20 protein-coding genes are annotated in these 26,123 nt (G+C 43.9%); 5 read left to right on the forward strand and 15 right to left on the reverse strand.

Annotated elements, in window-relative coordinates; all coding sequences use genetic code 11:
• Positions 1 to 40: 40 nt before the first annotated feature.
• From bglS to IFU39_RS05095, 5 genes are all read right to left on the reverse strand, one after another.
• Positions 41 to 754 carry a beta-glucanase gene (bglS, locus tag IFU39_RS05075; protein WP_105598802.1) on the reverse strand — a complete coding sequence of 238 codons (714 nt, stop codon included), beginning with the start codon at positions 752 to 754 and terminating at the stop codon, positions 41 to 43.
• Positions 755 to 1,065: 311 nt separating this feature from the next.
• The gene (locus IFU39_RS05080; protein WP_192131510.1) at positions 1,066 to 1,770 is read right to left on the reverse strand and encodes an ankyrin repeat domain-containing protein; all 705 of its coding nucleotides are present in this window, start codon (positions 1,768 to 1,770) and stop codon (positions 1,066 to 1,068) included.
• 10 nt (positions 1,771 to 1,780) lie between these two features.
• Positions 1,781 to 3,289, reverse strand: a complete 1,509-nt coding sequence (locus tag IFU39_RS05085; protein ID WP_192131512.1) for an S-layer homology domain-containing protein — start codon at positions 3,287 to 3,289, stop codon at positions 1,781 to 1,783.
• Between the two features lie 119 nt (positions 3,290 to 3,408).
• Positions 3,409 to 4,101: a response regulator transcription factor gene (locus tag IFU39_RS05090; protein ID WP_192131514.1), complete on the reverse strand. Its 693-nt coding sequence runs from the start codon at positions 4,099 to 4,101 to the stop codon at positions 3,409 to 3,411.
• 6 nt (positions 4,102 to 4,107) lie between these two features.
• Complete coding sequence (locus tag IFU39_RS05095; RefSeq protein WP_091018954.1) at positions 4,108 to 5,577, reverse strand: sensor histidine kinase; 1,470 nt, start codon at positions 5,575 to 5,577, stop codon at positions 4,108 to 4,110.
• 202 nt (positions 5,578 to 5,779) lie between these two features.
• Between IFU39_RS05095 and IFU39_RS05100 the strand changes: the two genes are divergently transcribed.
• Together IFU39_RS05100 and IFU39_RS05105 are read left to right on the forward strand one after the other, a co-directional pair.
• Complete coding sequence (locus IFU39_RS05100) at positions 5,780 to 6,607, forward strand: helix-turn-helix domain-containing protein (RefSeq protein ID WP_192131516.1); 828 nt, start codon at positions 5,780 to 5,782, stop codon at positions 6,605 to 6,607.
• Positions 6,608 to 6,686: 79 nt separating this feature from the next.
• Positions 6,687 to 7,025, forward strand: coding sequence for a cupin domain-containing protein (locus tag IFU39_RS05105; protein ID WP_192131518.1), 339 nt, complete (start codon positions 6,687 to 6,689; stop codon positions 7,023 to 7,025).
• 143 nt (positions 7,026 to 7,168) lie between these two features.
• Here the strand turns inward: IFU39_RS05105 and IFU39_RS05110 are convergent, their stop codons facing one another.
• From IFU39_RS05110 to pdxS, 8 genes are all read right to left on the reverse strand, one after another.
• Complete coding sequence (locus IFU39_RS05110; RefSeq protein WP_192131521.1) at positions 7,169 to 8,305, reverse strand: alpha/beta hydrolase; 1,137 nt, start codon at positions 8,303 to 8,305, stop codon at positions 7,169 to 7,171.
• A complete protein-coding gene (locus tag IFU39_RS05115; RefSeq protein ID WP_192131523.1) occupies positions 8,302 to 8,961 on the reverse strand; it encodes a TetR/AcrR family transcriptional regulator in 660 nt (219 codons plus the stop codon). Before IFU39_RS05115 ends, IFU39_RS05110 begins: the two co-directional genes overlap by 4 nt.
• Before the next feature lie 209 nt (positions 8,962 to 9,170).
• Positions 9,171 to 10,019, reverse strand: coding sequence for a stalk domain-containing protein (locus IFU39_RS05120; RefSeq protein WP_192131525.1), 849 nt, complete (start codon positions 10,017 to 10,019; stop codon positions 9,171 to 9,173).
• A 166-nt stretch (positions 10,020 to 10,185) separates the two neighbouring features.
• Entirely contained in the window at positions 10,186 to 11,268 is a 1,083-nt protein-coding gene (locus tag IFU39_RS05125; protein WP_105598793.1) for an ABC transporter substrate-binding protein, read from the reverse strand.
• Positions 11,269 to 11,637: 369 nt separating this feature from the next.
• Positions 11,638 to 13,911, reverse strand: coding sequence for a beta-glucosidase (locus tag IFU39_RS05130; protein ID WP_105598792.1), 2,274 nt, complete (start codon positions 13,909 to 13,911; stop codon positions 11,638 to 11,640).
• 19 nt (positions 13,912 to 13,930) lie between these two features.
• Entirely contained in the window at positions 13,931 to 15,163 is a 1,233-nt protein-coding gene (locus tag IFU39_RS05135) for a PTS sugar transporter subunit IIC (protein WP_105598791.1), read from the reverse strand.
• 201 nt (positions 15,164 to 15,364) lie between these two features.
• Complete coding sequence (locus tag IFU39_RS05140) at positions 15,365 to 17,878, reverse strand: GH39 family glycosyl hydrolase (protein ID WP_342345626.1); 2,514 nt, start codon at positions 17,876 to 17,878, stop codon at positions 15,365 to 15,367.
• Between the two features lie 151 nt (positions 17,879 to 18,029).
• Entirely contained in the window at positions 18,030 to 18,914 is an 885-nt protein-coding gene (gene pdxS / locus IFU39_RS05145; RefSeq protein WP_200869424.1) for a pyridoxal 5'-phosphate synthase lyase subunit PdxS, read from the reverse strand.
• 147 nt (positions 18,915 to 19,061) lie between these two features.
• Between pdxS and pdxR the strand changes: the two genes are divergently transcribed.
• From pdxR to IFU39_RS05160, 3 genes are all read left to right on the forward strand, one after another.
• Positions 19,062 to 20,552: a MocR-like pyridoxine biosynthesis transcription factor PdxR gene (gene pdxR / locus IFU39_RS05150; RefSeq protein ID WP_105598790.1), complete on the forward strand. Its 1,491-nt coding sequence runs from the start codon at positions 19,062 to 19,064 to the stop codon at positions 20,550 to 20,552.
• Between the two features lie 59 nt (positions 20,553 to 20,611).
• The gene (locus tag IFU39_RS05155) at positions 20,612 to 22,633 is read left to right on the forward strand and encodes an ATP-dependent DNA helicase (RefSeq protein WP_091018971.1); all 2,022 of its coding nucleotides are present in this window, start codon (positions 20,612 to 20,614) and stop codon (positions 22,631 to 22,633) included.
• A 144-nt stretch (positions 22,634 to 22,777) separates the two neighbouring features.
• Positions 22,778 to 23,305, forward strand: a complete 528-nt coding sequence (locus IFU39_RS05160) for a DinB family protein (protein WP_105598789.1) — start codon at positions 22,778 to 22,780, stop codon at positions 23,303 to 23,305.
• 78 nt (positions 23,306 to 23,383) lie between these two features.
• Here IFU39_RS05160 and IFU39_RS05165 read toward each other — a convergent pair whose 3' ends face one another.
• Positions 23,384 to 24,325, reverse strand: a complete 942-nt coding sequence (locus IFU39_RS05165) for a family 43 glycosylhydrolase (protein WP_192131527.1) — start codon at positions 24,323 to 24,325, stop codon at positions 23,384 to 23,386.
• Positions 24,326 to 24,355: 30 nt separating this feature from the next.
• Positions 24,356 to 26,071, reverse strand: a complete 1,716-nt coding sequence (locus IFU39_RS05170) for a galactose-binding domain-containing protein (RefSeq protein ID WP_105598787.1) — start codon at positions 26,069 to 26,071, stop codon at positions 24,356 to 24,358.
• Positions 26,072 to 26,123 lie beyond the last annotated feature (52 nt).

Genomic DNA, 26,123 nt, shown 5'->3' on the forward strand with positions numbered 1-26,123 from the left:
ATATAGAAAAAAGCAGCTGCTAACAGCTGCTTCAGTCTGCTTAATTACTCGTATATTTAACCCAATCGTACTCAGCATAGAGCGGATTGGCCCCGTTATAAGGACCAAGCCAGCTATCTACTCCTGTTCCATTCCAGAGGTTCATCATGATTTTTCCAGGTGTTTTAGGAATATTGCTGGTTGCCGTATGCTTCAATACACCATCAACATACCATTTGATATGTCCCGGCTGCCAGTCAAATGCATACGTATGGAAGCCCTGGGATGCATCAAAACCTAGATTGATAACCTTCTCATGATTACCAACGCCATTGGTATAATAATTAAACTGCACTTTGGTTGTGTCTTTTCCTAAAAATTCGATATCAATCTCATCCCATTGGGTGCCATGTGCAGGGCCTGTGTATGTGAAAAAAGACGATACTACACCTGTGTTCTTGGCAGGTTTCATACTGACTTCATACAAGCCGTACCCATACGTATTTGTGGTACGATACTCTCCGCAATCAAACTTGTTCTGTGCAGAGCTGGTCAAACCAAGCTTAAGCTTGCCGTCACTTGTAAAATTAACATTGTTAGCCCTCCACGTACAGTTAAACATGCTTCCATTGGAATACCCATCCGCTTTTTGCCACGTACTTGCGTTAAAATAGGTTAGAGGTTCCCAGAAAACATAACCCGCGAAAGCGCTTACCGAAAAAAACAAAGAGATGACACCAGTTACCGCCAAAGTATACCAAGACTTCCTTTTCATCATACACCTCCATGAATGATTCCAACATGTACAAGCAGTATAACAATGGATAACGCTTACATGGTTGGTATTTCCATTTTATCTGGAAGTATAGTGGTACACTATAGCAAACTTCAAAGCAGAGATATTCAATTTTTAAGATCCTCGTTCTTGTATCCAATCATGTCATGTTAAGACTATGCCGGTTTCATAAACGTAAGATGGATTGAATGAAGCGCCTGCCCTTCAGCGTAGAAGGAGTCAGGCGCTCCATGAAAACCATTTTTACATATATCTCAACATGTTTGTTAATTTATTCATCCTAAAAGGGTCTATTTCGCACCAGCTCGTACCAAAATTTCTTCAATTTCCTTAAAGCCTTTATTCTTTGCATGACTGAGTGGTGATACCCCATCACGATCCGGTATGTTCACGTCTGCTCCATGATCAATGAGTAATTGTATCGTCTCCTGCTGCTGAGCATTGCCATCGTTAAGAATGATCGCTTCGAGTAATGCTGTCCATCCCAATTGATTCACATGGTCCACATCCACCGAAGTTTGAGTCAGTAATTCTTGCACTACATCCACATATCCATGCTCCGAAGCTGGAATAAGTGCTGTCCCTCCATATCGATTCGTTATCGTTGGGTCCGCTCCGGCCTCGATTGTCAGCTTCAAAATATCCAAGTATCCTTCAGCGCCAGCATACAGAAACGGGGTGTTTTTCATATCGTCCTGTATATTCACGTCTGCCCCCGCTTCAATTAACACTTTAGCCGATGTTGGGTCATTATTGTAAGTTGCAATCATTGTAGCGGTTCGGCCAGTCTGATCTTGAGCATTGATATTGGCGCCTGCTTGAACCATTTGTTCGATGCGTTCAGTATCGCTGTCCTCTACTGCCTTGAACAGCTGTTCATCTGCTGAAGTCATGGCCTTTACCTCTACGTTAGAGTCGTTTCTCATTTCAGGCACGCAGCCCTGGACGATCAACATACTGCTTATCAGGACAACGATGATCAGCGATTTACTCATACTGCCTCCTTTACTCCAGTGTCAAGGTGACCGAAGAAGCGATACTCCAATCCCCAACTGGGTTTATTGTATACGTAGTACCCGGAGTCAACTTCCCATCATTCGTTAGGTCGAATACACCCGTCGCACCTTTTCGACTTGAATATTTATAAGTGGCTGTCAGAACATCCCCGCTAGGTGAAGTTAACGTTACACTTCGACCAGAGAACAGTTCATCCCCAGGGTCCTGGTCAAGCGTAACTTCAATGGAGGTTTCGCTCACTGCTTGAGCACTTGCAACCACTAGTGCATCAAACGATTTCGCCGTAAAAGAAGCTTTTTCGATGTTGGCCCAATCCGAAGAAACCGTATATGTGACACCTGTTTTCAGCGTTTGTCCTTCAGGCAAACGGAACTTCGGTTCTTGTTTGCCATCTGTGGATTGCGTGAACGGAACATATCTGGCAACGATAGGCTCGCCACCTTCTGGCGTAATTACAACTTGTCTTGCCTGCATGGAAGAGATAATTTGAACCGTTTTGCCTCCTGCTTTCTCTTGATCATTCAGCACAAATGCATTAGCTCCTCGACCTCCGCTGTAAGCCGAAATGATGTAACCATAATCCACTACACCGTTCACTTGCAGTGCTTCGATCTCGAATGTATCATTCGTTACTTGACTAGCCGTTGTCATGTTTATTTTCGTGGCACTGCCTTCAAAGGAACCAGCGTCTTGGCCTTTGTAAGTCAGGTTGTACACTTCATCAGCATCTTGTACGGACGTTGGAACGATGTAAGTCGCAATCGACCCTGTTTTCAAACGGGGCATATTGGTTAACGTCAGCCCGCCACTAAATGCAAAGTCCGTTTGCGCCTTGGCAAAAGCTTCATTCGTTGCTGTCAGCGGCTTGTCGAATGTGACAATTAACGTAATGGCGTTCAGCGATCTAACGCTCTTGATTTGAGCTTGCTCCGAAGGAATAGCTTGGTGTGCGGTTTGCAACAACACTGCTGTTTCGCCACGCGTTGCCGAACCGTTCTCGGAGTAAAACTCGCTCATCCAATGGTGAACGGACTTTACATCACGTTGCATCGCTTTGGATACGACCTGTTCGAGTTCAGCATCCGACACTTGAGTCTGCGGATTGAATTGTCCATCGTTAGCTTGCATGATGCCGAGTTCAATAAGCTTTGACGCATATGGCGCATACCATGCATTGGGATTGACATCCATTAATTCTACGGTTTCTCCCGTCTTGCTCTCCAAATGAAATGTTTTGAAAACCAATGAAGCTAACTCCGCACGGGTAATCGCTCGATGTTCACCCATAGATTGATCTGCATATCCGTTCATGATCCCCAAGCTATTCAGATCCTTGATAGCAGCTTCGATCTGTTGTTGGGTAAGCTGTGCGGTTGTTGCCGCAATGTTAGTGACGTATGTAGCTGCATGTACTTGATTCGCAGTTAACGGGAACACTGCTGTACCTAATGCAGTTATGGTTAGAAATGTAGCGATTTTGCGGGTTGTAGAATTCATAGTTGAATTCCTCCTCTATAGGTTGTAGTTGCCTGTATCTATAGAATAGAGGACAAAAAGAAACTCCCAAGGATAAAGTTATTAACAAAATATAAACTGGCTCTAAATTTTCAGGAAACTTATGCAGTAAATCGGTAGCCTGCGCCCCAGACGGTCTCAATATACTCCGGATTTTTGGGGTCTGTCTCCAGCTTCCCACGCAGTTTGCGAATATGGACGGTTACCGTTGCAATATCTCCGGTGGAATCCATGCCCCAGATCCGCTCGAACAGATCAGATTTGCTGAATACACGATTGGGATGACTCGCAAGAAATACAAGTAACTCGAACTCCTTGGTTGTAATCGCCACCTCTTCTCCATTAACAAAAACGCGGCGTGATCCTTTGTCAATGTGAAGCCCTCGAATGTGGATTTCATCCTGCTCAGCTGGTTTGTTTTTGCCAAGAAGTCTCTCGTATCGGGTCAAATGAGCCTTTGCTCGTGCAACCAACTCACTTGGGCTGAACGGTTTTGTAATAAAATCATCCACTCCCAGATTGAACGTCCGGATCTTATCGATTTCTTCCTTTTTTGCGGAAACGACAAGGATGGGCACTTCCTTTACCTCTCGAATGCGCCTGCAACATTCGAAGCCGTCCAGTCCCGGAAGCATCAGATCAACAATGATCAGATTATAGTCTCCCTCCAGTGCCTGCTTCAGGCCAGCATCTCCAGTATGGCAGAGATCCACGGAAAATCCGTTGAGCTCAAAATAATCCCGTTCCAGTTCCGCAATCGTTGTTTCGTCTTCAATGATCAGAATGTTTGCCATTACTTATTAGTCCCTCTCTTCATTCAGCCGTTTCAGTTTGATATATATGCTCGTGCCATCATTGGGCTGGCTTTTAGCCCAGATGAAGCCCCCATGTCCATCAATGATTTGGCGGGCAATTGCCAGCCCGAGCCCACTTCCGCCCGTTGAGGAGTTCCGGGATTGTTCTGCACGATAGAAGCGTTCAAATATATAAGGCAGTGCCTCTTCAGGTATTCCCCTCCCATTATCTTTAAACGCCATCGTAATCCATTTCTCATCGGCTTGAAGTGTAATCTCGAATCGTTTATGTTCATTCTCCATGTATTTGAGTGCATTATCCACCACATTAACAACGGTACGTTTTAACTTCTCCGGATCCACAGCAGCCATAGCGGGACCAGACACCTGGTTATTCCAATCCAGGGCAACACCTTTATCCTCCAAATCGTATCTCAGCTCTTCAATGCTATCTTCAAGGAAATCAGCGAGATCAACTGTTTTAAACAGGAAAGGTTCTTGGTTCAAATCGAGCTTTGAATACAAAAACAGTTCATCCACCAGCTTATCCATGCTAACTGCTTTGGAGTGAATGATATTAACATAACTCTCCATTTTCTCCGGAGTATTAGCCACTCCGTCACGAATGCCCTCAATATAACCTTTGATATTGGTAATCGGCGTACGGAGATCATGCGAAATGTTGGAGATAAGCTCTTTGCGGTTCACTTCGTCCTGCTGACGTAACGCATAAGAGCGCTGCAATTGATTCCGCATGCTCTCAAACGCTTCGCTGAGTTGACCAACCTCGTCATTGGAGTTTAGCTGAAGTTTAAAGGATAGATTGCCATCCTTAATATGTTCGGCTGAACTTCGTAGTTGATTCAATGGCTTAATGAAGCTGCGCGTGATCCAGCGGAACAAGAGCAAATTTGCAATGATGAGGACGCCAATAAGCAGGAATGACATCACAGGCAGCAGCTTGCGAGTAAGCTCCGCAAAGGGGCTTCTCTCGCGAATGACAAAGATACTCCCCCGTTCCCCATCTGAATATTGAAAATCAAATTTTGCATACGCGTAGAATCGCTCACCAATATTAAAGGTGCTTCGAATCTGATAATTGTTAAGATCGTAGGCAGGCAGAGCTTGTTTCAGTTCCGGCTGGTTGAAGGTCAGCGATTCAAAGATCTGACTATTCTCCCGTCTGATGTAGAGCCCTGACTTCTCAGCTCGAAGCTTCATATCGTATTCACGTAGCAAAACCTTGTTTTGCAGGTCGTCCGGGTCATTTTTGGCCAGAAACTTCATCTCTTGAAAGATCGATTCTCCCTGTTCAGTCAGGGGGTTGATCTGATAATGTACCTTGTAAATATCGCGGAAACTCTGTAGATCCCCTGTAGCCGCAATCGTATACAGACTTGCCGTAAGCAGGATGAACAGCAGACTTATAACAAGCATGCCCGTGAAGGACAGCAGCAATTTTATTCGAATTGACATGGGTTCCCCTTCTCAAACAAGCCATTGGATTAGTTAGTCCACATGTTAACACAAGATGGATTCTATTGCCCATATGTAAAAAGAGCTTTCTTTTTCATTATATATGTTGACAGTGATAATCGTTATCAATAATGTTGGAGTAAGGTACACAACGATTTATCTTAGAATGACCAGCAAACACTTTTGAAATGAGGTACGTAATGTGAATGTAGACGTTAATCAGTTAGCAGCGCATTTTGCACACATTCCTTTTCAAGTCGAAGGAGTATATCGATATGCTAGAAATCCAGGGGTTCCCCAGGCTGACTATACCGATTCTTTTCCTGGATTTGTATTTCCTCTTACAGGAAAGATTCAATTCCAATTTGATGGTACGCCCTATATCTTTTCACCAGGAAAAGTTGTACACGGGGGCGCGAAAATGAAACTGGATCAAACCGTTTTTCATAGAACGGACTGGGAATACATCCTCGTTTTATACCGGATATGTAGTTCGGACCTCAAGGAGACAAGCTTTTCCCATCAGCATTTTGAATTATCAACGGGTCAATCCCCACGTCTGATCGAATTAATCACGCGTCTTTGGCATGTGTATAATCAGCACGGAGGTATTTCAAAGTTTCAGACCGAGATGCTGTTTCGCGATGTACTGAATGAGACCTTAATATGTGTTGATCATAGGCAAAATAGTTGTGAATCAGATGTTTTATTCGAGCGGGTCTCTACCTATATCCAAGAATACTATGATCAAAGTCTGACTGTCGCATCGTTGGCAGAACAAAATAACGTTAATCGAAATCGACTTTCCTACGTGTTTAGAAGACATGCAGGTATGGGTCCAGCAGAATATGTATTGAAATATCGTATAAACATGGCACAGCAAATGTTATTGGCAAGTGATGCGTCTGTACAACAGATTGCTGAGACCGTTGGCATTGCTGACCCCTTTTATTTTAGCAGAGTGTTTAAGAAACAATATGGTATTTCTCCTAGTGAATATCGTCTGAAGTTCATCAATAATCCATCCTGATTTCAATAGGTATCCATGTTATACAAAAGCCTAGATCAGTATACTGAACATAGAGGATTAATACACAGGAGGAATGACAATGCACTATCAAGCGATTCAATTAAATGAGGAATTTTCGAAATTAAACGATCTTTGGTCTCCGAAACTCATTGGTGAAATGAATGACTATCAATTTAAGATCGTTAAGATTGCTGGAGATTTTGAGTGGCATGTTCATGAGGAGACAGATAAGTTATTTTTTGTGCTCGAAGGGGAAATGATAATTGATTTTCGTGATGGGCAAGTGAAGATTTCCAAGGGCGAGATGTATATTGTCCCTAAGGGAGTCGAGATCAAGCCTTCCTCCGAAAAGGAATGTCATATCATGTTGATGGAGCCTGGAAGCGAAGTAAACACTGGCGGGACTAAGGCCGAATAAGCGTCAGTTATTGGGACCAGGATGTCAATTTGCAGACGGAGAGCCGATAACCGCGTAATAGGGGTTATCGGCTCTCCGTCTGTACGGCTAGCTTTTTGACATGCATTAATTGACATGCATTAATCAGCAATCTCTCGGTTATGTCACTTGTTGCTGGTCTTCTTGATCAATTCCACACCATTGTATGCCAGGCTTTCCACACTTGCTGCCTTCTGCAGTATGTAATGATCAAAAAAGTTCTTCGCATAGTCTGTAACAAGATTTCGCATCTCCATAGCATCCCGTTCACCTCTGAGTTCCTCATTAACACTGGTAAACACGATGTCACAGTAATCCAAATGTGCAACACGATCAACTGAGATATAATAGGTTTCCATGCTATTGTTAGCGCCAATAACCGCATTCATATTATAGTTAGGTTCACAAAACAGTAACAAAAAGGGTTTCTTAAGATCGCTATCAAGAAGTCCAAACGCACCGCTATCCAAGCCAATCCCGCAGGCGAACCTGTCGTCATCCCGGCAAACCATTGCCGTGGTGGGCCCTCCATAAGAATGTCCGACTATACCCATGCCGATGTCAAGCAGCAATCTGCCTTTAAAGATGGAATTCAGCTCTCCAGAGTCCAGTTTGTAAAGATAATCGGCTACATACCTTACATCTTTTGCCTGTGATTCACTATACTCTGTTATCTTGGAAAGTATCGGTTGTGCAAGCACGTTACGGCACATCTCAATGGCAGTTTCATCGTCAGGACGCAACTCCATCTTACCAGCCAACGCTAGCATCTCCGGATCTTCACCAAACGCTGTAATGACATCCGAAAAATCCTTGGATACATTAAACAGGCGTCCATCTTTACGTTTATACATCGTGCTATTCTGATGGCCGATGCTTACCACAACATACCCCATGCTTGCCAGGTCTGTACAGAGCACTGTACCCCATTCTGGAGAACCGCCTCCACCGCAAACATAGAATAACACTGGATAGCGCTTTTCCTTCCCGGAGATAGCAAGGTCGTCGTAACACTGGGTCTTGATATCTATAGAGAAAACATCCTTCAACGCAGTGACAAGTGGCTGCTCATTAAACATCCCGTAGACTTCAGGAAACATGTACGTTGATGTAGTCTTACCTTCGCTACTGTCAGACGGATAATACACAAAAGCGGTCAGTTCTCTTTTGGAGTAATCTGATGCCATGTACTCAAAATCCATCTGGGTTCGACCGACAGCATAGCCGCCAATTGGTTCTGGAAATGCGTCATAGTTTTTCATTTTCTTTCCCCCTTGAGATCACTAACCATTTCAGAATATTTATGATCCTCAAGCAGCCCATGACCCATAAATTCAGCAAAGTACTTGCTGATCTTATGTTGCAGCTCAGAGTCCTTAATATCGAATTCTCTAAAAAACAAGATTAAATTAAGCTGCATTGACTCAAACATAAAAGAAATCAGGTCGTCGTCAACATCCGGTCGGAGATATCCATCAACCCTCATTCGGCGTAAAATGTCCTTGATCATGGGGAATGACTCGCCCTTTAACACATTCACATATACTTTCAGCAAAATGTCCTCAGGAATATATGAAAATGTTTTAGTGAGTTTGATTTCCAACTCATTCAATGGCTCGGTCACCATATTATTAACGTTACCAAATAAGCCAGTAAGGAAATAGCTGTAAAGGGAATCTTCATTACTGTTATTAAAATATGCAGCTCTTTTCTGAGTTACATTACGTATTAAGTGACAATAAAGGTCATCTTTGTCTTCAAAATACCGATAAAATGTTCCGGGGTGCATGGACAAACTATCCAAAACCATCTTCATAGTTATATCCTCGTAAAGATTATCAACAAAAAGAAGCATAGCGCTACTCGATATTTCCTCGCGCCTTGTTTCATCTAAACGAAAGAACGAATTTTTTGGCATAGGCTACTCCTTAATGTATAGTGTGAACTGATTCACACTATACTGATAATCCATTCACAAGTCAACTAGTCTTGAAAGATTAATATCATTATAAAAATTTAAAACCACTGTATTTAGATTTACAAAAAGATATTTTAACTACTTTTGATTGTGAAAAGATTCGGGAAGAAATATGCAAGAGTAGCTGATTACTCGGATCAGATGTCTATTCAACGAGAAAGGACTTCAAGCACTTTACCACTTCCATCTTCAATAATACGTATACTGTTGTCATCGATGAGTTGAATGGTACTATCTGAATTCAAAATTTCCTGCTGGCCCGTTACCCCGTGAGCAATGGATTTGCGAATCAGACCTTTATTTTTGAATACCAACGTGTAAAGGTCGTAATCTTCCGTTTTTCGATTAGTGTGTTCAATGATGACAATAAGTAGATTTTGGGGACTCCTCTTAAAATTTATCTTAAGATCATGAGTGTTCACATTCATGTCCTTGATCCCTAAGGGAATCGAACTCTTTTGTCCAGTAGAAGCATTCGTAATCTCAAGATCTCCTTTTGCAGTGCGAATGACATAGGTGTAACCCATGTTGCTGCCATAAAAAGTATCGGTATAATTGCTCAATCCAGTCACGGTTACCTTTTTCGTTTTCATATCTTGATGAGTCACTTCCCCGTCCAAAGCAGATGCAAGAAATCCTATGGGTACATAAAGGTGACTAATATACCACACCGGTTCTCTGCCCATATCTACTTTTTGACCATCCACTTCGGCAATGCTGCTTCCCAAGTGCACAACAATTTGCTTCTGACTGTTCTTCAGTACGGCCGTATTATCATCTTCCATCCCCCACTCTAGGCCTGCCTTAATACCCAGTGAGAAAAAACTTCCGTAAGTGACTCCATCCTTGATTAACGTCTGAACATGGTTAATACGACCGTCTGCCCACTGAATTTCCAAATCAACATATTTGGATGCTGCTTCAGATTTTTGAGGCCCCAATGGTAATAACACCGACATCACTAATGCAACGACAACTACTTTTTTCAAATGCTTCATTCTCACAGCGACTCACCCACTTCATGTAATTTTTAATCTTACAATAATAACGTTAGATTCCAATAAAAGTTTGATCAGCTTGAAACAAGAATTGGGTCCCTGATAACAAAAAAAAGCCGCTAAAATAGCGACTTTTAATGGTACTATGTTTTTGTTCTTGGCTTCATTACAACCCGAGATCATCAGCGAGTCCTTCAACTCCTGTGAAGATGGAATCCCCGTAACCCCAGAAGTTGTTGAAATCAATAATGTAGATTTTTTTGTTTTTAACTGCGTTAATGTTTTGTACCTGTTTGTTGGCAAGCAGCTTTTCAATCGTCTGCTCAGGATCAATACCCCCTGCATATCTCGAAATAATCATCGCATCCGGATTAATTTCGATTAACTTCTCCAGGCTGAGTGTGCCGGTTTCATTAATCAGCATATTATGCATATTTATTAATGACATTGCACTTTCAATAAACGTATCACCGTTTCCGTTGTAGATTCCAATGGTTCCATCACCATTATCCGAAAATGATGCATAGTTGATCGTTTCAGTGCTAGCTCGAGCCGACAACGCAGTCTCGCGTGCTTTAAGCTTCTCAATATATGCCGCTGCGTTCGCTTGTACGTTGAATATCTCACCTAATTCAGTAATGTCCTGATACAGACTATCTAACGATGCGTCAGGAACACTGGTGCTTTGCACGTAAGTTTTAATCCCCATATCATTCAAGCTGCTTACTGTACCAACACCCCAATCGGCATCCTCAAACAATCCACCACGCCCTACAACCAAGTCAGGCGTAGCCCCTATTGTCACTTCCTTACCGACATAGCCTTCAGCTAGCACAGGAATTTGTTTAAACTCGTCAGCAATATCTTCAGGTACACTACCAAACAACGCAGCTACACCTACAAGTTTGTCTGTCAAACCAAGGCGAATCATCAGCTCGGCTGCACCTTGTGTATTGGCAACTACTCGTTCAGGGGCCTTGTCAAACGTTTGATCCTTCTTCACCCATGTGCCGTTCTCTATTGTATAATTTGAAACGGTTACCGGGTAAGTTGTTTCAGCAGGTGCTGAAGCGTCTGCGTCGGTTTGTTCCCCATTTGTTGCTGCATTCGTGGCGCTGCTCTCCGCAGCTTGCTGTGAGCTTCCATTTGCATCTTTGCTGCCACCATTGTTGCTTGAACAAGCTGCGAGCACCAGAATCATTGCAGTAATCAAACAAAGAAACATCCCTTTTTTAACGGATACCAACATGTAAATAATCTCTCCCTTTTGAATTCTCTCTTGTCTTTAAACCAATATGTAAAATAACTATTGTCAGTATACAGTAAATGTCGAAGCGTGTAAATGAGAACAATAATCAATATCATTTAACTGATAAATAAAAAGCCCCCCCGTATGGGTGCCTCATTTCGTCGCATTATCGTAAACTTAATCTGTGACAGGTTCAATGCCATTCTCCTCTGGTGACTAACATGAGCTGAAATCCGTCACGGTGAATATGACAGTTGTTGCCGCATCCTGGTTCGAAGGTTACGTTCCATAACGATATGTTCCGTAACGTTAGAAAAACCAAGTTCATGTCCCTTGTTTAGGATTGAACTTGGTTTCTCTTTTACTTAACTATTCATTACGTGCCTGATTAACCTTGGCGATAAGTTCATTAATAATTTCATCAGGTGAACGCTCATTCATCCATTGTTGACCGAACATTTGGAATACTTTGATCATCGGGAAATCTGCCCAGAATCCCACAAACTCCTCGTTAAGGTATACCTTGTCCGTAACATGCTTGTTCATTTCATTCAGGCGATGCTCCAATTCCTTTTTCGCTACAGGATCACTCATCCACTCACTGAGCAGACTGAATTTGTGGAACGTGATTTCTTCCTTACCAAAGTCACAATGCAGACGTTCCGTAATTCGGAGATCTTTGGACGAGCTGCCAAGTGAAATTTGGAAAAACCCGGTCTCAGCCACCCAACGGTTATACTTGGTGTTGTAATATGAGAAATCTCTCTCTTCCAGTTCAAAGGTAATCTTGCGTTTTTCACCCGGCTCCAATTCAACTTTGGCAAAAGCTTTCAATTCTTTCTCTGGACGGGTCCATGTGCACTCTTCATCGTGAACATACAATTGAACAACTTCTTTCCCCTTGCGCTTTCCGGTATTTTTCAATTGGAAAGACACAGTAACACCGGTATGGGTCTGAGACACTTCCAGATCCGTATAGGAAAACGATGTGTAAGACAATCCGTGTCCAAACGGGAATTGAGGTGCCAGTTCTTTCCGGTCATAATATCGATAACCCACGAACAGGCCTTCGCGATAATACAGCTTGCCGTTCTCTCCGCGAATTCGCATATGTGAAGGGTTGTCCGACAGTTTGACAGGGAATGTCTCAGACAGTTTGCCCGAAGGATTCGTCTGTCCGAATAATACATCTGCAATCACTTTACCCATGCCTTGACCCGACAACCAAGAATGAATCACACCAGGTACATGCTGTACCCATGGGCGCATCGCCAGTGCAGAACCGCTGCTCGTTACGACAATACACTTGGGTTGAACTGCGGCTACCGCGAGAATCAATTTCACTTGATGCTCGGGAAGATCAATGCCTTGCAAATCATGCATCTCGGATTCCGCATATTCCGGTTGGCCAACAAACAATACAGCAACATCAGAATTCATCGCTAATGAGACGCTTTCCTTAATTATCTCATCATTGATGGAGTCATCCTCCGGGTACCCTTCTGCATAATTTATGGTCGTGGCATCGCCAGCCAGATTTTTTATCTCGTCCCATGGAATATCGACATTTGTAGGCGTTACCTTTGCACTGCCCGCTCCCTGAATTCTCGGTTTTTTGGCAAAGCGTCCGATCACGGCAATCGACGAAATGGACTCCTGCCCTAGCGGGAGAATCGCGTTCTCATTTTTCAGAAGCACAATACTTTCGGCCGCCGCTTTACGTGCGAGTGCATGATAGTCCGAATCTGGAGAAGAATCCATATCTTTCTTGCCCGTTACCCGCTCAACCAGTTTCAGAATCCGGCCCACGCTTCGATCCAACTGTTCTTCGGACAGGCTTCCGTTCTGAACCGCTTCAATGATCGCTTTGGCATTGTAATTGGCGGGACCCGGCATCTCCAGATCAAGCCCAGCCTTCAGACCGCGTATGCGATCATTAACAGCTGTCCAGTCGGATAGAACAACACCTTCATAACCCCACTCTTCTCTCAAAATGTCATTCAGCAAATGTTCGTTCTCACTTGTATACGTTCCATTCAATAAATTATAAGAACACATAACCGTCCAAGGATCGGATTTCTTAATAATCCGTTCAAAGGCGCTCAGGTAAATCTCGCGGAGCGTTCGCTCATCGATTTCCGAACTGGTTACCATCTTCTCGAATTCCTGGTTGTTGCCTGCAAAGTGTTTGACAGAAGCGCCCACTCCTTCGCTTTGGATCCCGTTTATAAACGCCGCACCAAGTTCCCCAGTCAAGTATGGGTCTTCCGAATAGTATTCGAAGTTTCTTCCGCCAAGTGGCGTTCTTTTCATATTTACACCAGGTCCAAGCAGCAGCTCGACGTCCATCGTTTTCGATTCACGTCCCAGTGCCACACCGACTTCATGCAACAATTCCGTATTCCACGAAGAGCCGATGGCTGAACCCGTAGGGTAACAGGTTGCGGGTACATTTTCCGTTGTAATCCCCATTTCTTCATCGCTGTTCGTTTTACGGATACCGTTTGTCCCATCGTACATATGAACCGGCGGAATGTTTAACCGCTCAATTCCTTTTGTCATCCACATATTCAATCCTGCGCAGAGCGAAGCTTTCTCGGCCAGCGTCAATGCCGACAACAATTCATTGATTGATTTATCCATAGTACTCACCCTTCTGATATCAATTTTGTTCTTGTTCTTTCTTCAGTTCCTGTGCATCATACAGTTTGAAAAACGGAAACCAGACCATAAATACAATGACCAGGACGACCGCCAGCAAGATAAGCCCATTGAGTCCGGACATAATATAGGTTGAGAGGCCGATCGGCGTGTACCATAGCTGGAAGATCTGGCTCGGAATCCGCACCCAACCCCAGTCGAGAGCCAAGTACACAATCACCGGCGTGATAAGTGAGTTAATCCACATCGGCACCATGAGTAATGGATTAAAGGCAATAGGTGCTCCGTATACGACGGGTTCATTGATGTTGAACAAGGATGGGATAATAGTCGCCTTGCCGACAGATTTCAGTTTTTTCGAACGTGCCATCAGGAACCAAACAACTAACGGCAAGGTCGCTCCCATTCCTCCAATACCCAGCCATCCGGAGAAAAAGGTTTCAAACGTGTTGATATTGACGGGATCTTGTCCCGCTGCCACAAGAGCTGCATTTTCTTCGATTGCAGGTATCCAGATCGCGTACCAGATCGGTGTCATAACCCACGGGCTAACGCCAAAGGAATACAGTACTACGCCGATAAAGTTAAACAATAAAAATCCGGTTAAACTTTGCCCTACGGCATTGATCGGCTCAAATACGTTCACGATCAGTCCAAAAATATCAAAATGAAGCTGATATACAAGCAACCATCCTGTTGTTAATACCAGGGCGATCGGGACGAGAAAATCGAACCAGTCCATAATGAATTCGGGAAGTGAAGATCCCTTTTTGAAGAACGAAAATTTGTTGCACATGATCATTACAAGAGCGACGAATACACCTACCAAGAGTGCTGTAATCATCCCCGAGGGTCCAAATCGTTCAAGGATGAACTGAATGGTACCGTCTTCGTTTACTGTCGGGTTAAGTAGCATAACGAACAGAGATATCCCCGTCATTCCCGCCAGCAACTTGATTTTATGTCGTTCTCTTTTTTCCATCACGACATAAGGCGTCAAAAAAGCAATAAACAACCCCAGCAAACCGAAACTGAATGTCGTGATAGGTGTCAGGTCCGGCATTCCCGGAATGAAATCCTGCAAAATCGAAATCAATGTAATAATCGAACCGATGAAAATCATCGGAATGGCGACCATGATGGCTTCTTGAATCGAAGAAACCCAAATATTGTTCGTAAACGCCTCCAATCTCGGCGCAAACGAATCTGTCATCCATTTCATGAAACGCTTCATCCAAAACTCCCCCTGTCTTCCTCTAAGCTGCCACAACCATAGTATATCGATTTGTGTTAACGCTTTCTTGTTGGAACTTGCCGCATCATGGTTCGTTTTTTGCCCAATCCATCGCTATAGTTCTAGCTTGCCAGCCTGAACAAGAAATAAACAACAAAAAACATCCCTTCAAACTGAAAGGATGTCTTAAGAGCACTTTTTTTAATATTGTCTATCCAAAATGAGCAGCATTACCCCATGCGGTGGAAGAAAAATCTCTCTGCGCCAACTTTCATCTCTTACCATCTCTGTCCCCATCACGGGTCCACTCCTGCCGTTTAGATAGGCGATTTCTTCTTCCGTCAATGAATAGGGCGATCCCATGCGGGTCCACTCATCAAATACCGATCCATGCTCCCGATCCAGTTGATAACTGGTGCATTTATAAGGTCCCTCGAGATTGCTCAAGGTAAGTTCATAAGCTTTGCTGCCTTTTTCCTCAAAGACGTCATAGCGGGTTGAGCTGGATAATTCCGACCAATCTCCACTTGCAAACAGCCGGTCTACGTGAACATAGTGATAGAACAAAAATTGCATGCTTCCATCCCTTTTTCGGGTTCCAACATAACCGTCTCCCTTGACCATCAGCTCATCCCCAAGCTTTTGCATAAGCTCAAATGCATAATAGCTGGGTTTCTTCAGCCCATCGCGGTTAATCAGGCCAAAACCTCCGTAGAAAGGAGAAGCGGGAACGATACTTTCTTCGAATACATCGGTAAAGGACCAGAAAGCCATCGCTTTCACGTCACCAAGTGTGTTCATGGTGTGGTAAATGACAAACGGAGCCATGAACATGGTATCGTGCAGCAAATTCCGGTCATACAGCGAAAAGTTCCACTCAGTGACATGAAGTTCAACATGACCGTACGATGACGCATTCATTTTTTGCCGCATAAGTTCAATACTCTCTTTATAAAAAGCAGGCGGCATGATCTGGGTTAAACGATCGTCTTCAACTTTTAGCTTGGGATACTCCGAATAGATGTGAAACGAGAAAAAGTCGATAGCCACTTCCCGCTTGCGGCAATAAGACAAAAATTCCTCAGCCCAGGTATCATTCCAGAGAGATCCGTAACCCATAGCTGGACCCCCCACCTTCAGTTCCGGCAAAATCGATTTGATGGCATGAACGGTCGATTCGTAAAACGCAAAGTATTCTTCCTTGCTTCCTGCCCAACAAACACCAGCCAGGTCAGGCTCGTTCCATACTTCGAAATACCACCGTCTCACTTCTTCCGCCCCATAACGATTTAAACAATGGCGAACGAATTCGCCAACAAGCGCTTGCCACTTGGCAGGGTCGGATGGCGGACTAATATTCCCGCTCCACCAAAACAGCGTTTCTTTGGATCTCGCCAGCTGGCTCGGCATAAAGCTTAATTCCACAAATGGCCGAACGCCCTGATCCAGCAGAAAATCATACAACTTGTCCACATAAGACCAATTATAGAGGGGCGTGCCCTGCTCGTTCTCGCTGTACACCATCATCTCGTCATTAAAGATGCCGTGAAATCGAATATATTTAAAAGGTACTTTTCCCTTCAGCGCGGAGAGCTGCTTCCGCCAATCTTCACGCAAACCTTCAATGGCTCTCCCTGCCGTCATGGTCATATTCCAGTGCTTTTCATAGACAGACGACGTCTGATCCGCACGAATTTCAATATAAGTTTGGTCTGACAGATGTACAGACGGTACAGGAAGCATGTCCTGATCGGCGTCTACCTTAGCATCCAGATATCGATACAGCGAGCCAATCGCATTCAGCGTTTCCATCTCGTAATAATCTCCGCTTGAAGACTCCTCATATGTTTTGGGTTTGCGGTTCACATTCAACTGATGGAGTTCCGTTGTACGAGAAGCTTCCCGATAGGAACCTGGCGTACAGCCGTACTTTTCCTTGAAGTATTTGTTAAACAGCTTCACATTGGCAAATCCGCAATCCAGCGCAATCTCCGAAATATTTTTGTCGTTTGCTGCCAGCTGAGCCTGAGCCTTTTCCAAGCGAATGAGCGTCAAATACTTTTGGAAAGGTATCCCGATTTTGTCGGTGAAGAAGTGGGAGAAATAATGCAAACTTAAATGTTCGGAATGCGCCATATCCTGCAGTGTAATCTTCTCATTGTAGTGTAAATCAATATATGTGAGGACCCTGTTCAGTCTTTTATAGTCATAATCCCTGCTACCGTCTTCCAATGCGGAATTCGTTCCACTGGAAAAATACCTCTGCAGGCATCCGCATAACATCTGTAATCTGCCCATTGTAAAATTTTGATAACCCGGCGTTTTTTTGTTGATCTCCCATACCATTTGCGCAAGATATTGTTTAATACTTTGCAGGCGAGGAGCGTTTTGTTCCACGTTCATAGCAGAGTTACAGGAGATAAACACATTATTGTTCATCAACTCGGGACCAAACTGCAATGTTAATAATACATTGTCCTGATTGGTTCGTTCGATCTTGTGGACGGACATACTGTTAACCACGATCACATCATCTTCATGCAGTGTATATTGCTGCTGGTCCAGATACATGATGATTGAACCGTGGAGAACATATACAACTTCCACTTCCTTGTGCCAATGGAAATCAATATGTTTTACCGAGTTCACGAAGAGTTTCATAGGCAGATCGTCCTGATTTTGAATAAACTCATATAGATAGCGAATTGTCTGCACCTTCCTTCATACCGATTATTATAGGCACAGCATTTTGAAGATATCAACAAGCTAAACAGTAATAACAAAAAAGCCGATCAATTAAGGTTCAATTGATCGGCTCTTCTATATAAATGTTCAAACTACCTATTCAACTAGATGCCCTGTTATCTTACCAACCGCGGTTGGACATGCGCTCTTCTGGAGCCAATTTAGAAATTTCGATCCCTTTCATCGGGGCACCCAAGTTTTTGGATACTTCGGCAATCAGTTTGTAATCTGTGTAATGTGTAGTAGCTTCAACGATTGCACGAGCGAATTTCTCAGGGCTATCGGATTTGAAAATACCTGATCCTACAAACACACCATCTGCTCCCAGGTGCATCATTAATGCTGCGTCCGCCGGAGTAGCTACACCGCCTGCTGCAAAGTTAACGACAGGAAGTTTTCCATTTTCATGAACTTCGCGCAGCAACTCATAAGCTACACCCAGATTTTTGGCTTCAGCGTACAGCTCGTCCTTGGACATGTTTTGCACTTTGCGGAGCTGGCTGTTAATTAGACGCATATGACGAACTGCCTCAACAATGTTACCCGTTCCAGGCTCACCTTTTGTACGAATCATCGATGCACCCTCACCAATACGGCGAAGAGCTTCTCCCAAATCTTTGGCTCCACATACAAATGGTACAGTAAACTCATGTTTATCAATATGGAACACTTCGTCTGCAGGTGTAAGAACTTCACTTTCATCGAGATAGTCCACACCCAGGGATTCAAGCACTTTGGCTTCTATGTAATGACCGATACGTGCTTTGGCCATAACTGGAATAGATACAACCTTCATAACCTCTTCAACGATGGTTGGATCTGCCATACGAGCTACACCGCCGGCTGCGCGAATATCGGAAGGTACCCGTTCAAGAGCCATAACAGCTGTTGCCCCTGCCGCCTCAGCAATTTTAGCTTGCTCTGCATTCATAACGTCCATGATGACGCCACCTTTTTGCATCTCAGCCATTCCTCTTTTTACACGATCTGTACCTGTTTGCATGATTGTAGTCCTCCTAAGTAACTTTTGGGTGATTTTCAATAAAGGCATCGCTCTAATCTATGATTTAGTATAGAATGAGAATGGTCATATAAAAAGATCCAATATTTTCGGTTTTTATTGTACCACTTCAATGATAACTCTGGAGGTCCTATGCAATTTCATGTAGCTTACAGTTCATATTTGAACCGAAAATATACGAAGATGAAGGCTCTCTATCATGCCATCCGTGATGCAATTCATGAAGGTAATCTTATACATGGCGAGAAGTTACCCTCTACTCGAGAGTTAGCTACGACGTATCACATTTCCAGAGGAACTGTGAATCAGGTCTATGATACGTTGACTGCTCAAGGTTACATTCATTCAGAGCATGGAAGAGGAACCTTTGTTGCTTACCAGTTGGATTTGAACAATAATGCGTCCACCGTGAAAGCTTGCACGCATCACTTATCCGCCTGGGGAAATCGTATTCAGCAGTTTGAACATCAGACGACTCAAAGAAATGCACCTGCCAATGCCCATACACAAGATTCCAGAATGAATAGCGACGAAGTGATCGACTTTAGCAAATATCAACCTGACTTCTCCAAGTTTCCTTACGATGAATGGAATAATCGATTGTATGCAGAGATAAGGCAGCGTGAGCATCACCTGAAAACAACCTCTGCTATGGTTAGTTCAACCGGGGATCCAAAATTGAGAGAAGCCATTGCTGCCTATCTTCGGAGGATGCGGGGCATTCAAGTCGATCCGGATCATATTGCAGTAACTGCAGGCTCCATGCAAGCTATAGCTCTACTCACTCAATTACTTGCTGATCCTGGGGATTATGTAGTGACAGAAAGTCCTTGTTATGTCGGGATTTCTAAAGCCATATTGGCTGCGGGTGCAAAGTTGATTGAAGCCAATCTCGATGGTCAGGGCGTTGTGCCCCAAGACTGGGAAGCACGAATGTTGTTTGTCACGCCGTCACGACAATTTCCTACTGGTGAAATGCTCAGTCTGGAACGCAGACAAACCTTGCTGGACTGGGCACAGCGAAATGATGCCATGATTGTTGAGGATGATTATGATAGTGAATTCCGATATCGCGGCATGCATGTTGAACCACTGAAAACACTTGATAAAGCAGGACGCGTAATCTATCTGGGCAGCTTTACAAAAACCTTGCCTTTAGAAGTACGACTTGGTTATGTGGTTCTTCCCCCTACCTTGGCTGACACCTTTAGAAAGGCACAGGCTTTATACGAGCCAAGACCCGTCAACCTGATTGAACAACGGGCATTAGCTGCATTCATGACAAGTGGTCAATATGAGCGTCATCTGCGCAGAATGAATCGATTATACAGTCGCAAATTCCATCTGTTACTCAAACTTTTGAACAAGCAACTCTCTACATGGTTTGATTGGGTGGAGAACGAAGCGGGTCTACACGTGTTTGGCTGGTGGCGAGGTAATGTGTCCACTTATGAGGCCTTTCGGGAATCGGCTAGGTCACAAGGTGTGGTATACTCAGAAGTCAGCAGTTCAACGTCTGTTGGTACGAAGTATGGTATCTATTTGTCTTTTGCACATTTGTCAGATGAACAATTACAGGAAGGCGTATCCAGATTAAAAAATGCCGTTACAACTGCATTGTGAGGTAAATCGTCTCCAAAGTGAGTACAAGAAGATCATCATTCGGAAGAGGGGCGATCGTTATGAATTGGTTAAATGAACTCTACAAAATGAATAAACAGGAACCGGACAAGGAAATCGAACGTTCTTTGGTTAACGCCATCTTCCGAATATATGACCGGTTCCCCCGAATTGGCCTTAGAGAGCGGATTGGACAGCAAGAAATGTCTCTTGATATCGCCGATGCTTATATCCATGGGCATAATGCCATGATTGAAGCTGGGGTTGGAATCGGTAAGTCTTTTGCGTACCTGATCCCAAGTCTTCTCACGAATCAAATGTCTCAGAAACCAGTCATTATAGCTACATCCTCCATTCAGCTCTCGGAACAGATACATAAAGATTTAAGGATTATTGGTAGCCGGTTGGGATTCTCAACGGTTCGCTCCGTGGTGGGGAAAGGCATGGGTCAGTATGCCTGCAGAAGTAGAGCAGCGGAATGGATCAATCTTAATGATGCAAACGCCTCCGTATCTACCCTTGCACAGCGCATATTAGATTATGAAATTGATGAAAGAGCCGATATTAAAGCTGGAATTAGTGATGCCGAATGGTCCCACGTTTCCGTGAATGATTGCAAATTTGAACGTTGTCATCACAAAAATGCATGTTTGTTTTACGATATGAGAGCGAAATTAAATGCAAAAGCTCACGAGATTGATTTTATTATCGTTAACCAGGACTTGCTGATACGGGATTTGATGAAGAAAAAAGAAGGAACCAAAAGCATCATCTCGGAACAGCCTGCTCTGATCGTCATTGATGAAGCGCATAATCTGGAAGCAAAAGTTCGAGATGCCAGAACACTTGAGTTCACTTATCGCGGAATCTGCCGCATTCTGGATACCACGGTGCAGCTTCTAACGAAGCAGTCCGGAGATAAAAGTCTCTTCTCACAATCCAAGTTCATCAAAAACTGCGCTGAGCGCATCTTCAAACAGGTAAACGCGGATTTGCTCGACCATGCCAAGCAGGATAACGACCGAATCAAAGTGTCGAAGATCAAAGGAGTACCGTTGAACAAAGTCGCGAATGATTTAAAAGATCTCAGTCTGCGCCTTTCCATTTTGACTTCCCGTCACGAGCGGGAAATAGATGACGCTTTTGAAGCCACCAACGGGCTTATTACCCTCATTCATGTCTTATCTGAGATTGAGAACAACTATCTTTTATGGGCAAGCAGTCCCCTGGGAGTAGCCACGATCAGTATCTGTCCCAAAGATATAAGCCAATTTCTGAAATACGCTTTATTTAATGGCAAGGTACCTGTAATCCTAACATCAGCAACGCTGTGCCAAGGCGGGGATACGCTGGAGGAACAATATTCTTATATGACGCACTCCCTTGGTTATAAGGGAGATTTCTTAGAGCGCCAACCCTCCCCTTTTGACTACACCAACCATGCCATGATGTATATTTCTAACAAAGTACCCTATTACCACCACGATCAGCGCGAAAACTATCTTGAAGCAGCGTACAACGAAATGGTTCAACTCTGTAATCTAACTCAGGGAAGAACAATCGTCCTTTTTTCAGCAAAAGAGGACATGAAGTACATTCACAAAAAGTTGATCTCAAAGGCTAATGAATACACATGGGCAGTCCATATTCAAAAAGAAGGATCTTCCCAGGACAGTGTCATCGCCGAATTCAGGAAAAGCAAAGGTGTACTCCTGGGTACCGGTGTATTCTGGGAAGGCGTGAATATCGAGGGGTCTGACCTGTCACAGGTCATTATTTTCCGTCTGCCCTTCCCTGTTCCATCGGATCCTGTTTATGAATATAAGGCATCTGTAACGGAGAATCCGTTCATGGAGGTGTTTGTACCGGACATGCTCCTTCGGTTACGGCAAGGAACGGGACGCTTGATTCGTAGTGAAACGGACCTTGGCATACTCAGCATACTTGACTCCCGTCTCAGCACAGCAGCAAAAAAGAGTTATCGGGAACAGGTGCTGGAAACATTGCCGTTCCAAAAAGTGACGGAGGATTTTGCGGTTTTGGAGAAGTTTGTTCAAAATAAGAGGATACGACGTACGGATTAGAAGTAGAATAACACGTAACCTTGAAAATCTGCCTAAATTACATGAAACGGCCCTTCCGCTCATAATGTGGAGGGGCTAATTTCATGCTGTAGGATATATGCTACAATATATTCCAGATCTACGAATCCCAAAGGAGGCATTACCATGGTTGAAAGACCAACTACAGAGGAATATGCAGCTTATTATGCAGGGTACATCCAGCTTGTTCCTGAAGGGAACATCATCGAACGCTTAAAGCTGCAATCCAATATCGTACCAGCTTTGCTCTCTTCATTGACAGAGGAGCAAGCAAATTATCGTTACGCCGAAGGCAAATGGAGCGTGAAGGAGGTCATCGGTCACCTTTTGGATAACGAACGCATCATGAGCAGCCGATTGCTTCGCATCGCCAGAGGTGACCAAGCGAATCATCCCGGCTACGATCAGGACGTGCTTATGCAGAGCCATCCCTTCAATGCGTATACCGTAGCTGATTTGAATGAAGAATATGCTGTCACACGTCGCTCAACCATTCTTATGCTCCGTCGCCTCACCCCGGAAGCATGGCTCTGTAGAGGGATCGTCAGTGATAATCCTGCTTCAGCTCGATCGATTGCATTTGTTATTGCTGGGCATGAGCTCCACCATTTATCAGTACTTCGCGATCGCTATTCGTTAGATTTGAAATTATAAAATTCATCCAAAAAGACTTTGAACCTGCATTCTCTGTAGGATCAAAGTCTTTTCTCATCAGTCGGTTTATCTTTCAAATTATCGTTCAAAATGAATCAGATGTGCATCCTCTCGCAAAGATAACGTGGAATACTCATCTAGAATCGGAATGTCCCCATTGAATTCAATGGGCAGGACCTCATAGCTGGACTGAAAATAATCGGATCCGTTCCAGCGATCTGAAAAGTATAGGTAGTCCTCTTCTGATCGCTTCAGCACAAATGCTGGTTGCGTTCGAAACGTCGTTTCATCGCCAAAATCACTGAGTATTCCCCATGGACCATCCATCGTATTAGCCATCGCGTATTTCCCTTGATTGGGAGCCCAACCCGTGCAAAATGAGGTCACCATATAATACTTCCCTTTCCGTTTGAAGACAGTTGGCGCCTCCCTATATTCCCCCTGCCACGGCTTTCCGACAAGACTTTCCACATTAAGGTAATCTTCCTGCAGACGATAGATGTGCAGGTCCGCATTGTCTCTGGCAGCCGAAATAAAATATGCCGTCCCGTCATCATCCTGAAAGAGTGTGCAGTCACGCGACATATACCCGTACGGATTGAAGCTACCATGATAAACAAAATGGCTGTCTGGATAATCCGAGGTAGCGATGGCGCATGCAGCATCGTTATAATTCTCACCATTCTCATAGTGAACCCAGAGTACGAACTTCTTGGTCACCGCGTTGAACAGCACTTTAGGCCGTTCGAGATTCACCTTTCCACCTTTATCGTTCACTAATGCCAGATTTGTCCGAACTCGAATGGGTGCAGCTGGCGTAGAGGTGGTCAAGATATGGTTCCGAAACTCCCAGTTGAATAGATCTTTGGAACGGTAACAACTCACATATATATCGTCTCTCCGATCTTCGCCATACCAGTAATAATAGTCGTCATGGAATAACATATGTCCACCATGGGCATGGATCAGATTACCACTTGAATCATTCCAGATGCCACCATTAGTTAGTTGATTATTCACACCGTTACCTCTCTTCTTTTAAGAACATCGTTAATTGGTGTCCGATCCAAATACCTTCACTTCCCAAAGTCTTGGCGTGTACCAATTGTTTGGATTGTTATGAAGTGCCGCATTTTGCATATTAATTCGTACATATCTGGCAGCAGTGCTCGATAGATTGTCTGAGGTAAAACCGTAAGATCTATTGTTGGTTCGATCCAATGCCACGGTCCAGTTTACATTATCCGTACTGGTCTCAATTTTATATTTGTAATAACCTTCGGAGCCTTTTTGCATCCACCAGGAGATTTGCACATTATTCAACTGTTGAACAGAGCCGAGATCGACCTTCCACCAATGTGGCCAAGAACTGCCTGTGCCGACCCATTCAGTTTGATAGCTACCATCATTAGCATAACTTGCCGGGTTTGTTCCAGTAGCCGTTTGGGCTGTTGCAGGTTTGCCTTGCGACAGAAGTTTTCCGTTCTGAACGGGAACGACAACATCATCGCTTGTGTTGTACAGCACTTGATCAAAATAATCATAAAATGCGTAACCATCGGAGAACCACACGGGAAGCAGTCTTTCCTCCGTTGTTCCATTTTGCGTACCTGCCCAACCGAACATCCAGCGATATGCAACCATAACCACGTTATTACCCGTATATGGCTTCACCCTCATGACGGAACCCGACTGCGCCGAGAAGGTTGACGTGTTGCCAATCGTCCGTAATTCGGACCAATCTCCGTCTATGCTATTTGCTGAAGAATACAAAGGTATACTCGGATACCAGCCAGCCGCTTGGGAAGAGAACAAATAATAAATGCCATCCTTTTTGATCATTTTGGGCAGTTCCCTATGTTGATTTTGATAAATAACTGAAACTTGATGATCTACATCCAACCAATCGGAGGTTAACTTATATAAGATGGTGTCCGAATTATTATTGGCCGTAGAGATCAGATACGCCGAATCATCATCATCTTTGAAAATGGAGATATCCCGGGATTGGTTCCCTTCCGGCCGAAAGCTTTTGTGAAATGTAAAGTCTTCTCCAGGCGTGGCCGAAGCCACCGATACTCTCGCAAGCGTGTAGTCTGTACTGTTTTCATAGTGAGCCCAAAAAACAAATTTGTTCGTAGGCGCATGGTACAGGATGTTAATCCCTTCAAATTTGGAATTCGCCAGATCGGGATGATCTGTGTAGGAAAGAACCACTTTGTCGTCACCATAGGTGATATCATCTGTTGATGTCTGTTGAATCATTTCGCCAAAACCACCAGTTGGTTTTTGTACAAAATTAAATCTGTAATAGGTATCCCCCACTTTAAGTTCATTCGGGAGCATGAGAGTGGATTGTGCTGTGTTATCAAAAGTTGTGAGGTTTTCTGGAAGACTGTAAGGGGTGTATTCTGGCGAGATAGCAGAGGTTAACAAGGAAGTTCCATCGTACGCCTTCACTTGATACTTGTATGTGTTACCTATGTTGAGGTCATAATCATCCGTCGTTGTACCAGTTAGGGTTTGTAATAACGTATAAGGCGCATTGTTCTCGGATCTATACAACTCGTATACAGTCGCTCCCTGGACAGGCGCCCAATGGATTTTGGCATTGGATACTTCAGATTCATTCTTCAGGACAAACAGTGTTGCGGCGATCTTGGTCTTCTCACCAGCAGCATGAACGGTTTGAGCTGAGGACGTTAAATGAACGGTTAACAACATCAATGCAATGACGATAGCCATCCACGATTTACCTTTGATCATGTCTCATCATCTCCTTTTTTAGAAGACCAACCTTCCTGTTGCCGGAAGGCTG

The sequence above is a fragment of the Paenibacillus sp. CFBP 13594 genome, from assembly GCF_014842675.1.
Taxonomy (GTDB): Bacteria; Bacillota; Bacilli; order Paenibacillales; family Paenibacillaceae; genus Paenibacillus; species Paenibacillus amylolyticus_B.

Bases quoted from the DNA above. Each gene is read 5' to 3' on its own strand.
- bglS (WP_105598802.1), bottom strand. From the start codon at position 754: ATGAAAAGGAAGTCTTGGTATACTTTGGCGGTAACTGGTGTCATCTCT.
- IFU39_RS05080 (WP_192131510.1), bottom strand. From the start codon at position 1,770: ATGAGTAAATCGCTGATCATCGTTGTCCTGATAAGCAGTATGTTGATC.
- IFU39_RS05085 (WP_192131512.1), bottom strand. From the start codon at position 3,289: ATGAATTCTACAACCCGCAAAATCGCTACATTTCTAACCATAACTGCA.
- IFU39_RS05090 (WP_192131514.1), bottom strand. From the start codon at position 4,101: ATGGCAAACATTCTGATCATTGAAGACGAAACAACGATTGCGGAACTG.
- IFU39_RS05095 (WP_091018954.1), bottom strand. From the start codon at position 5,577: ATGTCAATTCGAATAAAATTGCTGCTGTCCTTCACGGGCATGCTTGTT.
- IFU39_RS05105 (WP_192131518.1), top strand. From the start codon at position 6,687: ATGCACTATCAAGCGATTCAATTAAATGAGGAATTTTCGAAATTAAAC.
- IFU39_RS05110 (WP_192131521.1), bottom strand. From the start codon at position 8,305: ATGAAAAACTATGACGCATTTCCAGAACCAATTGGCGGCTATGCTGTC.
- IFU39_RS05115 (WP_192131523.1), bottom strand. From the start codon at position 8,961: ATGCCAAAAAATTCGTTCTTTCGTTTAGATGAAACAAGGCGCGAGGAA.
- IFU39_RS05120 (WP_192131525.1), bottom strand. From the start codon at position 10,019: ATGAAGCATTTGAAAAAAGTAGTTGTCGTTGCATTAGTGATGTCGGTG.
- IFU39_RS05125 (WP_105598793.1), bottom strand. From the start codon at position 11,268: ATGTTGGTATCCGTTAAAAAAGGGATGTTTCTTTGTTTGATTACTGCA.
- IFU39_RS05130 (WP_105598792.1), bottom strand. From the start codon at position 13,911: ATGGATAAATCAATCAATGAATTGTTGTCGGCATTGACGCTGGCCGAG.
- IFU39_RS05135 (WP_105598791.1), bottom strand. From the start codon at position 15,163: ATGAAGCGTTTCATGAAATGGATGACAGATTCGTTTGCGCCGAGATTG.
- pdxR (WP_105598790.1), top strand. From the start codon at position 19,062: ATGCAATTTCATGTAGCTTACAGTTCATATTTGAACCGAAAATATACG.
- IFU39_RS05155 (WP_091018971.1), top strand. From the start codon at position 20,612: ATGAATTGGTTAAATGAACTCTACAAAATGAATAAACAGGAACCGGAC.
- IFU39_RS05160 (WP_105598789.1), top strand. From the start codon at position 22,778: ATGGTTGAAAGACCAACTACAGAGGAATATGCAGCTTATTATGCAGGG.
- IFU39_RS05170 (WP_105598787.1), bottom strand. From the start codon at position 26,071: ATGATCAAAGGTAAATCGTGGATGGCTATCGTCATTGCATTGATGTTG.